Source organism: Amphritea sp., from assembly GCF_016744155.1.
Classification (GTDB): Bacteria; Pseudomonadota; Gammaproteobacteria; order Pseudomonadales; family Balneatricaceae; genus Amphritea.
In genome coordinates this window covers 74,031-86,300 of sequence record NZ_JADGEW010000020.1, presented here as the reverse complement: position 1 = coordinate 86,300, position 12,270 = coordinate 74,031, and the positions used below count along the sequence as shown (strand labels likewise).

General features: G+C 49.0%; 10 protein-coding genes. 8 read left to right on the top strand and 2 right to left on the bottom strand.

Features of this window, described 5'->3' with window-relative positions; translation table 11 throughout:
• Positions 1-53 precede the first annotated feature (53 nt).
• Positions 54-566 carry an ACT domain-containing protein gene (locus QZZ54_RS14345; protein ID WP_290703383.1) on the top strand — a complete coding sequence of 171 codons (513 nt, stop codon included), beginning with the start codon at positions 54-56 and terminating at the stop codon, positions 564-566.
• Between the two features lie 74 nt (positions 567-640).
• Here the strand turns inward: QZZ54_RS14345 and QZZ54_RS14340 are convergent, their stop codons facing one another.
• Together QZZ54_RS14340 and argH are read right to left on the bottom strand one after the other, a co-directional pair.
• Complete coding sequence (locus QZZ54_RS14340; protein WP_290703382.1) at positions 641-2,623, bottom strand: methyl-accepting chemotaxis protein; 1,983 nt, start codon at positions 2,621-2,623, stop codon at positions 641-643.
• A 192-nt stretch (positions 2,624-2,815) separates the two neighbouring features.
• The gene (argH, locus tag QZZ54_RS14335) at positions 2,816-4,213 is read right to left on the bottom strand and encodes an argininosuccinate lyase (protein WP_290703381.1); all 1,398 of its coding nucleotides are present in this window, start codon (positions 4,211-4,213) and stop codon (positions 2,816-2,818) included.
• Between the two features lie 185 nt (positions 4,214-4,398).
• On the opposite strand from argH, the gene hemC reads away from it, so the two are divergent.
• The 7 genes from hemC to QZZ54_RS14300 all read left to right on the top strand — a co-directional run bounded on the left by hemC (position 4,399) and on the right by QZZ54_RS14300 (position 12,154).
• On the top strand, positions 4,399-5,340 hold the full coding sequence (hemC, locus tag QZZ54_RS14330) for a hydroxymethylbilane synthase (RefSeq protein ID WP_290703380.1): 942 nt from the start codon (positions 4,399-4,401) through the stop codon (positions 5,338-5,340).
• Positions 5,333-6,145 (top strand): uroporphyrinogen-III synthase, encoded by an 813-nt coding sequence (locus QZZ54_RS14325; protein WP_290703379.1) that lies wholly within the window; start codon positions 5,333-5,335, stop codon positions 6,143-6,145. Before hemC ends, QZZ54_RS14325 begins: the two co-directional genes overlap by 8 nt.
• A complete protein-coding gene (locus tag QZZ54_RS14320; RefSeq protein WP_290703378.1) occupies positions 6,142-7,404 on the top strand; it encodes a uroporphyrinogen-III C-methyltransferase in 1,263 nt (420 codons plus the stop codon). Before QZZ54_RS14325 ends, QZZ54_RS14320 begins: the two co-directional genes overlap by 4 nt.
• Positions 7,404-8,666 (top strand): heme biosynthesis HemY N-terminal domain-containing protein, encoded by a 1,263-nt coding sequence (locus tag QZZ54_RS14315; RefSeq protein WP_290703377.1) that lies wholly within the window; start codon positions 7,404-7,406, stop codon positions 8,664-8,666. The genes QZZ54_RS14320 and QZZ54_RS14315 overlap by 1 nt, the downstream gene beginning before the upstream one ends.
• 306 nt (positions 8,667-8,972) lie before the next feature.
• Positions 8,973-10,295, top strand: coding sequence for an SIR2 family protein (locus QZZ54_RS14310; RefSeq protein ID WP_290703376.1), 1,323 nt, complete (start codon positions 8,973-8,975; stop codon positions 10,293-10,295).
• Entirely contained in the window at positions 10,292-10,972 is a 681-nt protein-coding gene (locus QZZ54_RS14305; protein WP_290703375.1) for a hypothetical protein, read from the top strand. The genes QZZ54_RS14310 and QZZ54_RS14305 overlap by 4 nt, the downstream gene beginning before the upstream one ends.
• Positions 10,973-11,554: 582 nt before the next feature.
• Positions 11,555-12,154 carry a class I SAM-dependent methyltransferase gene (locus QZZ54_RS14300; RefSeq protein WP_290703374.1) on the top strand — a complete coding sequence of 200 codons (600 nt, stop codon included), beginning with the start codon at positions 11,555-11,557 and terminating at the stop codon, positions 12,152-12,154.
• Positions 12,155-12,270: the final 116 nt, after the last annotated feature.

The window sequence follows — 12,270 nt, the reverse complement described above, 5'->3', positions numbered from 1 at the left end:
ATCAACGGGGACAGTGATACCAGCACGGATATTCTATACAGGAGCAGGCAATAATGACATCTCTCGTACTTACAGTGATCGCCCCGGATAAGCCCGGTCTGGTTGAGCAACTGTCCCAAACAATCGTTAGCCACGGCGGTAACTGGCTGGAAAGCAGCATGTCACGCCTGGCAGGTAAATTTGCCGGTATACTGATTGTCTCAGTACCGACAAACAAAACTGAAGCATTACAGGACGCCCTGCAGGCACTCGAATCTCAAGGTCTTAAGGTCGTGGTTGAGCGTAGCCAGGAGCTGGCCGACGAGCCTGTAGGCAGCAGCATCTCCCTGGAACTAATCGGCCACGATAAGCCAGGCATCGTGCGGGATATTTCCCACGCACTGAATCGCTTCAACATCAATGTAGAGCGACTATCAACTGAACTGGTCAGCGGATCAATGTCAGCAGAAGAGTTGTTCAAAGCTGAAGCGGACCTTACCGTGCCAGCCAATGTCGATCTGGATGACCTACAACAATCCCTGGAAGATATTGCCAGTGATCTGATGGTTGATATCACCCTTAATTGATTGAGGGTTAAAAAGAACAAATACAAAAAAACCCGCATATTGCGGGTTTTTTTCTTTCTGAATGCTCTACGGTATTAACTGGTTGAGAACTTCGAGAGCAACTCCTGCTGCCGACGAGCCACTTCAAGCAGCTCATGACTACTGGACGCGGCACTCTGCGCCCCCTTCGATGTTTCAGCAGCCGCGGTGCTAATAGACACCAGCGTCTGGCTCACCTCAGCTACGGCATCAGTCTGTTCACTGGCAGCCGTTTCGATAAAGGTATTCAGATCCCGGATATGGGCTACCGCATCATTCATCGCGCCTAGAACCTCCTGAGAGCGTCCCGCCTGCTCAACGCAGTTCTGGGTTTGCTGATAACTCTGATCCATGACCTCCGATACCCGAGTAATAGCATTCTGCATATTTCCCACCATGCTCTGAATATCCTGCACCGAATCCCGGGTACGCCCGGCAAGCGCCCTCACCTCGTCAGCAACCACGGCAAATCCGCGTCCCTGCTCTCCGGCACGGGCTGCTTCGATTGCGGCATTCAGAGCCAACAGGTTGGTTTTATCAGCGATATCCTGAATCGTTGTCAGTATCATAACGATCTGCTTGCCAAACGCCGACATCTCCTGACTTACCCCCATCGCCTGATCAATCCCCTGCGCCTGGGTTTCAATGCTGGTGACCGTTTCCAGCATCTGCTGACTAACATCGGAGCTCAACGACTCAAATTCATGTACGGCGTTCAGGGTGGTTTTACTATGCCCGGCCACCTCAGCCACGCTGTGCTCCATTTCAACAGCGGCCGAAGAGGTCTGCTCCAATTGCATACTCTGCATACTCATCGACAGGGTAGTCTGCTCACTAATGGCAGCATTTGTATTGGCAACATTGGACAACCGTTCAGCACCCTCTGCAACCTGCTGGAGAATATCTTTAAGGCCGCTCACCACTTCATTCAGATAGGTACTCAGATCGCCAAATTCATCCTGCCGACTCACTTCAAAGGTCACATTAAGATCACCCTGACGAACCGCACTCAAACGTTGATGAATATGCGCCAGCGGGATTCGAATGGTTTGCACCAACAGAGCAGCAACGAGCAATGCAAAGATTACGGCACCTATCGACAACCCAACAATCAACCAGCGACCGAGAGACACTTCCTGTCGAGCCTGGTCCTGTGCCTGATTAAGAATCTCATTATTCTCATCAACAAAACTTTCGACCGCAGAACGAGTCTCAGCAATCAACTTGTAAGTCTGCTGCAGACGCAAAGCCTGAGCGCTCTCAGCGACACTCATCGCACGCAGATGAGCTATCAGCCCTTCATCTCCGTAAAACTGCTGTTCAATAGCATTGATATCATCCTCATAGGTACGGAACGAACCTCCTAATCGAATAATATCCTCATACCCTTTGCGAATATCTCCCTGCTTGGTTTTCAGGAGCTTCTCCAGTCGAGAGAGGCTTTTAGTACGACTGAAATTCATCAGACGAGAACGGAAGATACCCAGCGTTTTAGCTAACTTTTTACCCGCCTTTGCAACCGGTGTACCGGCATGATCAACCTGCAATTTACTCAACGCGCCTGAGAGTGTGTTATCCAACTTTCGAACTTTAATATCCGCATCAATAATATACCGCTCATTGTCGAGTATATTTTTTCGTTCCGTCAGCACCGCATCTGCCTGAGAAAAATACTGGTCGACTAACGAGCTAATTTTATTCAAGGAGGTCATCAGCACAGGATTATCAGAGACCCGTTTCGCTAATAGCTGCTGATCCGCCTTGAACTGTTCAAGCTGCTGGTCAAAGGACTTACGTTGCAGGTTCAATTCTCTAACCTGTCGTTGTGACAAGGCAGCAAACAGCTCCTGATTAGCGCCCTCCAATCGGACTAACTGCCCCAGACCATCGGTCAACGAAGGCACAACATTCTGGGTAACATTCTCAAATTTCTGGGAAATCAGTTGGATGACACTAAAGCCGCCCGCACCCACTACGATGATAAAAACCACCATCAGGGCGAAACCAACGATCATTTTGTGGGTGATATTCAGTCTCATCAGTACTCCAAAAGTCCGTTTCTAATCAAAAACTTGCTACTAGGTCATCGCTTTGGGCCATCGCCCTTTACCCGACCAAGTTACTCCGTTATTCAACTAAGGTCTCACCCACGCCCCTCAACTTGGGTAATAAAATTACAAAAAAACCCGCCTGGGTAATCCCAGGCGGGTTTCAATAAATCGTTTAGAGCCTTAGCCGCGCTGTAACAGCATCTGCTCAGCACGGTCACAGGCTTTACGCACCTGATTCGGAGCAGTACCACCGATATGATCACGGGCACTAACGGAACCATCCAGGGTCAGTACATCAAATACATCACCGGTGATCTGATCAGAGAATTGTTGCAACTCTTCTAATGTCATCTCACCCAGGTCTTTACCCTGCTCGATGCCATAAGCAACCGCTTTACCCACGATCTCATGTGCATCACGGAATGGAATCCCTTTGCGCACCACATAGTCAGCCAGATCGGTTGCCGTTGAGAAACCACGCAGAGCGGCTTCACGCATATTCTCACGCTTAGCTTCAATAGCCGGCACCATATCGGCAAACGCCCGCAGGCAACCTTTTATCGTGTCGATCGCATCAAACAGCGGCTCTTTATCTTCCTGATTGTCTTTGTTGTAAGCCAGCGGCTGAGACTTCATCAGCGTCAGCAGTGACATCAGATGGCCATAGACCCGGCCACTTTTGCCTCGCACCAGTTCAGGCACATCCGGGTTTTTCTTCTGCGGCATAATAGAAGAGCCGGTGCAGAAACGGTCTGGCAGGTTGATAAAGTTAAACTGCGCTGATGCCCACATTACCAACTCTTCAGAGTAACGGGTCATATGCATCATCATAATGCTGGAAGCCGCACAAAACTCAATGGCGAAATCCCGGTCGGAGACAGAGTCCAGTGAGTTTTCGGTCGGTGCCGTAAAGCCCAACAGCTCGGTGGTCATATGACGGTCAATCGGATAGGTCGTTCCAGCCAGAGCCGCAGCGCCTAAAGGCAGAATATTCACCCGCTTGCGACAATCAACAAAACGTTCGTAATCCCGGCTCAGCATCTCAAACCAGGCCATCAGGTGATGCCCGAAAGTAACCGGTTGTGCCGTTTGCAGGTGAGTAAAGCCCGGCATCACTGTCTCAGCTTCAAGACGGGCAAGGCCCATAATACCCTGCTGAAGGCGAGTAATCTCGGCCAGAACATAGTCGATCTCTTCGCGAACATAGAGACGAATATCGGTTGCTACCTGATCATTACGTGAACGGCCGGTATGCAGTTTTTTACCGGTGATACCTATCTTTTTGGTCAGTGCTGCCTCGATATTCATATGAACATCTTCCAGTTCAATCGACCATTCAAAGTTACCACTTTCGATATCTGACTGAATTTCACTCAGCCCCTGCAAAATATCGCTACACTCAGACTCAGTCAGAACGCCAATTTTAGTCAGCATCTTCGCATGAGCAACGGAGCCCTCGATGTCCTGCTTATACATCCGCTGATCAAATTGTACTGATGCGGTAAAACGAGCAACGAAGGCATCTGTGGGCTCATTAAAACGGCCGCCCCATTGCTGGTTGGTTTGTTCTTCACTCATGCTGAAACCTCAAATCTTTCATCCGGGCATTTTGCTGCCGGATCTTGTCCTGAATCAATGGCGGGCATTATACAGCAACCCACCCCCCTACCGCATGTCCGATCAGCTGTTCCCAGCCTACTTATCTGCTAAAATCGATAATTATTTTGCATAGTTGACCGGGCAACCGCCCTCCAGGATCCTGTATGACCGATAAAGTAGTCCGTATTGCCACCCGTCAAAGCCCTCTCGCCCTTTGGCAGGCCGAGTATGTTAAAGCTGAGTTAGAAAAGTTTCATCCAGGCATAAAAGTCGAACTGTTGGGCATGACCACCAAAGGCGACGTATTGCTGGACTCCCCACTCTCGAAAATTGGCGGCAAGGGCCTTTTTGTAAAAGAGCTAGAAGTCGCCATGCTGGCAAACGAAGCGGATATCGCCGTGCACTCAATGAAAGATGTGCCGATGGATTTCCCGGAAGGTCTCGGACTGGCGGTTATCTGCCCACGGGAAAAGCCCACCGATGCCTTTGTCTCAAACAACTATAAAACATTAGATGAACTCCCCCAGGGCGCGGTCGTTGGCACCTCATCCCTGCGCCGAGAAGCTCAAATACGCGCAAAACGCCCCGATCTACAGGTCAGGACCCTGCGCGGTAACGTCAATACCCGACTGCGCAAGCTGGATGAAGGTCAGTACGACGCCATCATTCTCGCTACCGCTGGCCTGGTACGCCTTAAAATGGCTGATCGAATCGCCAGCGAGATCACCCCGGAAGAGAGCCTACCCGCCGGTGGACAGGGCGCTGTGGGTATCGAATGCCGCCTGGATGACGCAACCACACTTGAATTGCTGAAGCCGTTACACGATCCGCAAACCGCTTACCGGGTAGTTGCAGAACGCGCCATGAATCGCCGTTTAGAAGGCGGCTGTCAGGTGCCTATCGCCTGCTTCGCCACCCTCAATGAGGCCGGCGATGAACTCTACTTACGCGGGCTGGTTGCCAGCACCGATGGCACCGAAATTCTGCGGGATGAGCTGCGCAACAGCCCGGATAATGCTGAAGCGATGGGTATCGAACTGGCTGAACGTCTGCTGGATGCCGGCGCTGCTAAAATATTGGCGGCAGTTTATCAGCAGAATGCCTAAACCGCGGATACTGGTCACCCGGCCCTCTCACCAGGCCGCCGGGCAAGCCGCATTACTGGAAAGCCTCGGTGCCGAGCCGGTGTTATTGCCACTACTGGAAATTAAGCCGGTAGAGGCATCTGATGAGGGCTTTAACCTGTTAAAAAGTCGGGTGATGGATCTCGACCTTTATCACAAGGTCATTTTCATCAGCGGCAACGCCGTCACCTACGGCATAGACCTGATTGATCAGTACTGGCCGCAACTACCGGTCGGCGTCGAATGGCTGGCGATTGGTCGTCAAACCGCGGCTCAACTGGACAGCCTTGGCATCACCGCCACGCAATCTCCGAATGGCTACGATTCTGAAGCGCTACTCGCCCTGCCTCAATTGCAGCAGATTACGACGGATAGAATCCTTATCATGCGCGGCGTGGGCGGGCGGGAAACTCTCGCAGAGCAGCTGAGTCAACGCGGTGCCAGAGTCGATTACGCCGACCTTTATCGACGTACCGCACCCCACTATACCTCTGAACAGATCAGCAGTATTATCAGTAATACAAGCATCAACAGCGCTGGCACTAGAGCCGAACCACTTTCCGCGGTGTTAATTACCAGCGGAGAAGCGCTCAACAACCTGACGCAACTGATTACAGAGCACAATTTTAAGCAGTTTCTGCATACAACATTGGTTGTACCCAGTGAGCGAGTGGCACGAATCGCAGCCGAGTTAGGCTATACTCGAGTTATTACCGCCAGCGGACCAGACAATCAGGCAATGGCAGAAACAGTTTTATCGACTATCGATATGGATGACAGAACATGAAAAAAAGCGGGAATAACAATCCAGCCACTTCCGACAAACAAGACGAAGTGATTGAGGGAGAGCTGATCGAAAAGGAGAGCGCCCCCGCCGATACCGAAGATAAATCGGCCAAAAAACCCGTTGAAAAGCCGGTAGAGAAGCCGGCCGAAAAAGAAAAAGCCGCTAATAAGTCAAAAAAAGCGCCGCCTAAAGAGCCACCGGCGAAGCAAGAGCCTGCCCAGAAACCAAGCTGGGCCGGTAGAATCGCGCTATTACTGGCGTTGATCGCACTGCTAGGCGTTGGGTATCTGTATTGGTTACAGCTTCAGGCAGGCTCCGTCATGGAACAGCGCCAGCAAGCCGCGGCAACTAAACTGAATAGCTCGATGGCAAGCGGTCAGCAGCAGCTAAAACAGCAACTCAGCGCACTGAATCAGAAACTCGCTACGCTGCAAGGCAACGCGACAAAAGAGCAGAGCAACATCGCCGAACTGCAAAATCGTTTGACCCGCAGCATCCAGCAGGTCACCGCAGAGCAGAAAAATACCCGTGAAGACTGGCTACTGGCTGAGGTTGAATACCTGCTGCGACTCGCCAATCAACGAGTACTGATGGAACAAACCCCTAAAGGCGCGCTGCAGCTGCTGCGCTCTGCCGATAAAATCCTCAGCGAAACCGACGATGTCACCCTCTACGAAATTCGTAAAGCGGTAGCCGCCGATATCGCTGCCCTTGAAGCGGTACCCGAGTTAGATACCGAGGGTGTCTTCCTACGACTGGGTGCACTTAACGCCCAGGTCGATCAGCTTCAGGTTGTGCCTCTGACCGAGCAACATAAACTGCCGGAACTGGTTAGCGAAGTCACCAGCGACGAGTTCGCCTCCACCTGGGGTGCGGATATGAAGCAGGCCTGGGCTACCGTCGCCAGCAAATTCGATCAGCTGGTCGTGATTCAGGATCGCAGCGAGCCGGTAGAGCCTCTGCTCTCCCCTCAGCAAAGCTACTACCTGCAGCAGAACCTGCACCTGATGCTGGAACAGGCGCAACTTTCTCTGCTGCAGCATAAGCCAAAGAGCTACCTTAACAGCCTGACTAAAGCGCAGCAGTGGGTCGCTACTTACTTCGAGCAGAACCACAACAATACCCAGGCTCTACTAAAAGCACTTAAGAATCTGGAACAGGTTCAGGTTGCACCCCAGATGCCGGATATCTCCGGTTCACTGGGCACCCTGAAAAACCACCTCAAACAGATGCGTAAGCTGAAAGAGGGGGCTGCCTGATGAAACGCATATTTATCCTGCTGCTGGTCCTCATGTTTGCCGGCACCTGGCTCGGCCAGAAGATGATCCAGGACTCAGGCTACACCCTGCTTGCCTACGGTCAGACCACGATTGAAATGAGCCTCTGGGTATTTATGGTAATGGCCGTCGTGCTGTTCTTTGCCCTTCACTGGGGCTTAAACCTGCTCAGCCGCTCGCTCAAGTCCGGTGCTAAACTGAGACTTTGGAGTGGCAGCCGCAAAAGCCGGATCGCCCATAATAAAACCCTCAAAGGTTTAATCGCGCTGTCTGAAGGCAATTGGTGGAAAGCCCAGCGCCTGCTGACCCTGTCAGCCGACAACGCCGATCTACCACTGATCAACTACCTGGCCGCCGCTCGTGCAGCACAGGAACAGGGTGAAGACGACGTCTGCGATGAACTATTGCAGAAAGCCAGAGCCTCAGCCCCTGAAGCCGAGATCGCTATCGGTATTTTTCAGGCAGAGACCCAACTCTCCCGGGGACAACTGGAACCTTGTCTGGCAACCCTGCTGAATCTGCGCAAGCGCTCGCCTAAACATAGCTATGTGTTGAAATTACTGCGTGAGGCTTATATCCAGCTGGAAGACTGGCAAGCACTGAAGACACTGATTCCGGAACTGCGTAAGCAGAAAGCGCTGAAGCCTGAAAAACTGACCCAGACCGAACAACTCTGCTTCCAGAAGTTACTGGAACATAGTATCGCCCTGCCCGAAGGCACTGCGATTGAAGACAAACGCAAAGCGCTGGGTGAAACCTGGCACAACATGCCATCCCAGCTAACCAGCGATGACGTACTGGCCCGCCACTACACCACACTGCTGGTCGGCATCGGCGCTGAAGCCAAAGCCGAACCGGTACTCAAAGGCCTGATTAAAAGCCACTGGGATGACGAACTGGTTAATCTGTATGGCCGCATCGAAGGCGACAACCTGAAGAAGCAGCTCGATACCGCCCGCAGCTGGCTGAAAGACTACCCACTCAACCCCGACCTGCTGCTCACTCTGGGCCGCCTGTCACAGCGCAACGAGCACTGGGGTAAAGCGATCACCTACTTCGAACAAAGCCTGGAACTAAGCCCCAGGGCAGAGACGCTAAGCGAATTAGCGCGACTATTAAACAACCTCGGTGAAACAGACAAAATGCGCGCCCTGATGGAAAGGCACCTCGGCGTAATCGGAGGGGGCTTGCCAGCTCTACCGTTGCCACAAAAAGGCACACGCTTGGCTTCGCCAACCGCTTAGCCTTTTTGAGTGGCTCGACGTCGCTTCGCGACTTGCTCGTAGCTCGTTGTTCGAAAAAGCGGAAAGAAAAAGCATGAAGAGAAGAGAGCCTAAGGCTCTCTTTTTTGTTTTAGAGCGTTATTTTCAGGGAAAGAATTAACCCTTTGATTTAATTGAACCTGAGACTTATGCTGAAGGAAGATCAAGGCAGGGAAGCGACCTCTACAGCTCACTCTTACTCTGTAAAACACTTCGCCTTTGGACTGCCTACGCTTCGTAGCCGCTTAACCCAGTGTTAGTTTTACTTAGCATCGACAAGGATAGATTATGGCAATTAATACACAAAAAACATTCTTAGAATTAGTAACTTCCTATCATGCTAATCAGGGAAAGTTTGTGTTCTTTGTCGGTGCCGGACTTTCACAACCGCTTTTCCCATCATGGGAGAGCTTACTAAAAGACTTCCTTGAACAAGCAAAAGAAGGTGAGTTCCCTCATGAAGAAGACGAAATTATAGATTTTATTCAAAACGGGGAAAATTATTTAGATATCGCTGAGGCTTGTGTCAATGCAATGGGGCCGTCTCGGTACAGAGATATCATGGAGAAAATTTTTGATAAGGATTTTTCTGAAAGCGAAGTACCCGAAAGCTACAAGGCTCTAATGAAGCTGTGCCCAAAAACAATAATTACAACAAACTATGATAGGCTTCCTGAAGTAGCCGGAAGGGGAAAATATAGAATAAACACGCATAAAAATGCCCCCGAAGCCTCCCGTTTTTTTGCAGATGGAAAAAGTTCTGTTTATAAAATGCACGGGGATATAACTGACCAGTCTAGTATTGTGCTAACTACTAGTGATTACCAAGAAATAATCAATAACAACTCTAGTGCCAGAACGCTGCTTACCAGCATGCTATCGACAAAGATTCTTATTTTTGTAGGTTTTTCCCTTTCCGATCCTCATGTAGATGTCATTCTAGACAATATAAAATCAATAAATAACGGGATGCCTTTGTCTCATTACGTATTACTTAATGAAGACTCAAGTTTTAAAATCTCATCATTCGAAAGAAAATATGGAGTGAAGGTTATTTCCTATACACCTTCAGACCCTAGTCATCCTGAAGTTGTTGAGTTTCTCAGAGCGTTGTATCACGAAGTTGGAAATCAGCGCGAACAAATACACAATTCGGAACAAGTACAAATAACCTCACCTGAAAAACTTATTAGTCATATTAGTGATGCTGCTGAGAAAATAATACTAGGGTCTGGGTTTTCAGCATTCTACTCTAATAGCGATATCTATTTGTCCTTCACTACATCCGGTGAAACTAAGAGTGAAACGCAAAAAGAAATATTATCCATAATTAAACTAATGAACTTCAACAGCTCAATTATTCAGAACATACATGTATATGTAATGGCACAAACACCACCAAGCGCTAATTTTGATGAATCACAACCAATTTTAATAAAGGCCGAAACTAGTTTTTTGAATGCACGAAAATATGCGGTAAAAGAAATATCAACATCCACTATCTGGGAACTAATGAGTTTCTTTACGCCTGCTGGATTATCCAATGTTTTTCAACAAGAAGAGAAAGTCGTGTTTCCAATGAGCACAGGAATTATAGGAGAGCAGTCGTGAGTGAAGTTAAGCATAAGACTCGCTTTGAGCTAATTCGCAGCGGCACCATCATATGTACAGTTGAGCCAAAAATGGATTTCGGCACTAATAACCTAAAGATATCGACAAGCAGCTCAATTAATACATTTCCAACGTTGTCACTTCAGTCATTTGATTCTGAGTTAAATCATGCCTTTATAAGTTACTCAGAGAGAGATGTTGTTCGTTTGTCTGTATCCAATGAAGTTGACGAGAAATATTTTACGATGTTCGAAGGCGTATTTCATCGAATGAATACCAAATTCACTTCTGATCCACCTAGCTTAACTCTGGATATTGAAGCTATCCACTCATTCTTCATGCTTTCATTATTTGAGCTTTCAGCAACAAAAGAATTTAACAGTATTTCTTTTGAAGAATTTGTTCAGGACCTTATGAAAGTGGCTGAAATTAACGTTGAGGTCGTCATAGAACCTAAAATCGCAGCGTTTATCGTGAAAGGAATGTCTAGAAACACAAATGCATTCAGACTCTTCAAGGAAGTTTGTATGCTAGCTGATGCATCAGTATCTTTTAATTCAAATAATACTGTAAATATCGAATCACGATCGTCGAAGATATGTAGCATTAACGCCCGCGAAATGACGACTCTCACAGATAAAGATATAATTTCTCTTGAGACTAAGGACAAAATTTAATAATCAACAACGATAAATCAACTCTACACCTTAGATTAAATCTAAAGTGTAGAGTTTGGATCAATGATGTCAGAGTCATTGATTTTCTAGCAGTGTAGCGACAGATTTTTCTAGCAAGGGCGTAGCCCGTCGAGCAAGTCGCGAAGCGACGTTCTAGCGAGCAACGTGCTCTTCGTTGCGGTCTGCTCTAAATCCCTTTCTGTGCAGCCGAGCATTGGAGTTTTTCAATGAAAAGCATGGGGAACTGTCTGAGGGCGCGAAGCAACCGAGTTTTTCCCATGTCATTGGAAAACGAAACGCGCAGGGCAGTCGGCGAAGCCGACCAAACAGTGGGCGCGGTTTTAGATTGTTAAGACTTTTGGCCGCCCAAAAGTCTTGGCCCGCTCAGCAGAGCGGAACAAATGAAACGAATCACTGCGGCAATCTTATAAACTAAGACACCCGCAGGCGAAGCGAACAAAAAGCAGTGCTCCACTGCGGCAAGCAAATATGTAATCATAACTACAATCGCCGTGAAGGCACGCCTCCTACACAAACGGCTGTTCTAGCTAAGCTAAAAACTCCTATTCAGGATAAAACTACATGAAACCCACCGATATCGGCAAAGCCTACAACCAGATCACCCATCTTTGGGAACGCGAGGAGTTCAACCGAGAAAACGGAATTGAGCAGCATCGCCGTGCGATCGCTTTTGTTAAAAACAGAGGGGCTGCACTGGATGTGGGTTGCGGTTGTACCGGGCGGTTTATGGATTTGCTACAGGCAGAGGGGTTTGAGCCTGAGGGTGTAGATGTATCGGATGAGATGGTCCGACTGGCGAAGCTAAAGCATCCACAGATCAACTTTTATCAACAGGATATCTGCCAGTGGGAACTACCCCGCACCTATGACTTTATCACCGCCTGGGACAGTATCTGGCATATACCGCTGGACCAGCAGAAGGCTGTTTTAACCAAGCTGATAGAGGGCCTTAACAGCGGTGGAGTGTTGATTTTCTCCTTCGGCGGGACCGATGAAGTGGGCGATCATACCGATGACACGATGGGGCCTGAGGTGTATTACTCAACCTTAGGCGTGGCAGGATTTCTTGAGCTTTTTGCCGGATTAAACTGCAACGTCAGGCATCTGGAATATGATCAATACCCCGAGCTACACACCTACTTTATTGTGCAGAAGAATTAACCTCTGAGTGACTCATGCTACATCGCCGTGAGGGCACGGCTCCTACAGCAAAAAAGAGAGCCAACGGCTCTCTTTCTTTTTCTATGCTTTTTCTAACAAGGGCGCAGCCCGTCGAG

Coding starts and splice junctions, on each gene's coding strand:
- QZZ54_RS14325 (WP_290703379.1), top strand. CDS start 5,333: ATGCCTAAACCGCGGATACTGGTCACCCGGCCCTCTCACCAGGCCGCC.
- QZZ54_RS14300 (WP_290703374.1), top strand. CDS start 11,555: ATGAAACCCACCGATATCGGCAAAGCCTACAACCAGATCACCCATCTT.
- QZZ54_RS14345 (WP_290703383.1), top strand. CDS start 54: ATGACATCTCTCGTACTTACAGTGATCGCCCCGGATAAGCCCGGTCTG.
- QZZ54_RS14340 (WP_290703382.1), bottom strand. CDS start 2,623: ATGAGACTGAATATCACCCACAAAATGATCGTTGGTTTCGCCCTGATG.
- QZZ54_RS14320 (WP_290703378.1), top strand. CDS start 6,142: ATGAAAAAAAGCGGGAATAACAATCCAGCCACTTCCGACAAACAAGAC.
- QZZ54_RS14310 (WP_290703376.1), top strand. CDS start 8,973: ATGGCAATTAATACACAAAAAACATTCTTAGAATTAGTAACTTCCTAT.
- hemC (WP_290703380.1), top strand. CDS start 4,399: ATGACCGATAAAGTAGTCCGTATTGCCACCCGTCAAAGCCCTCTCGCC.
- argH (WP_290703381.1), bottom strand. CDS start 4,213: ATGAGTGAAGAACAAACCAACCAGCAATGGGGCGGCCGTTTTAATGAG.
- QZZ54_RS14315 (WP_290703377.1), top strand. CDS start 7,404: ATGAAACGCATATTTATCCTGCTGCTGGTCCTCATGTTTGCCGGCACC.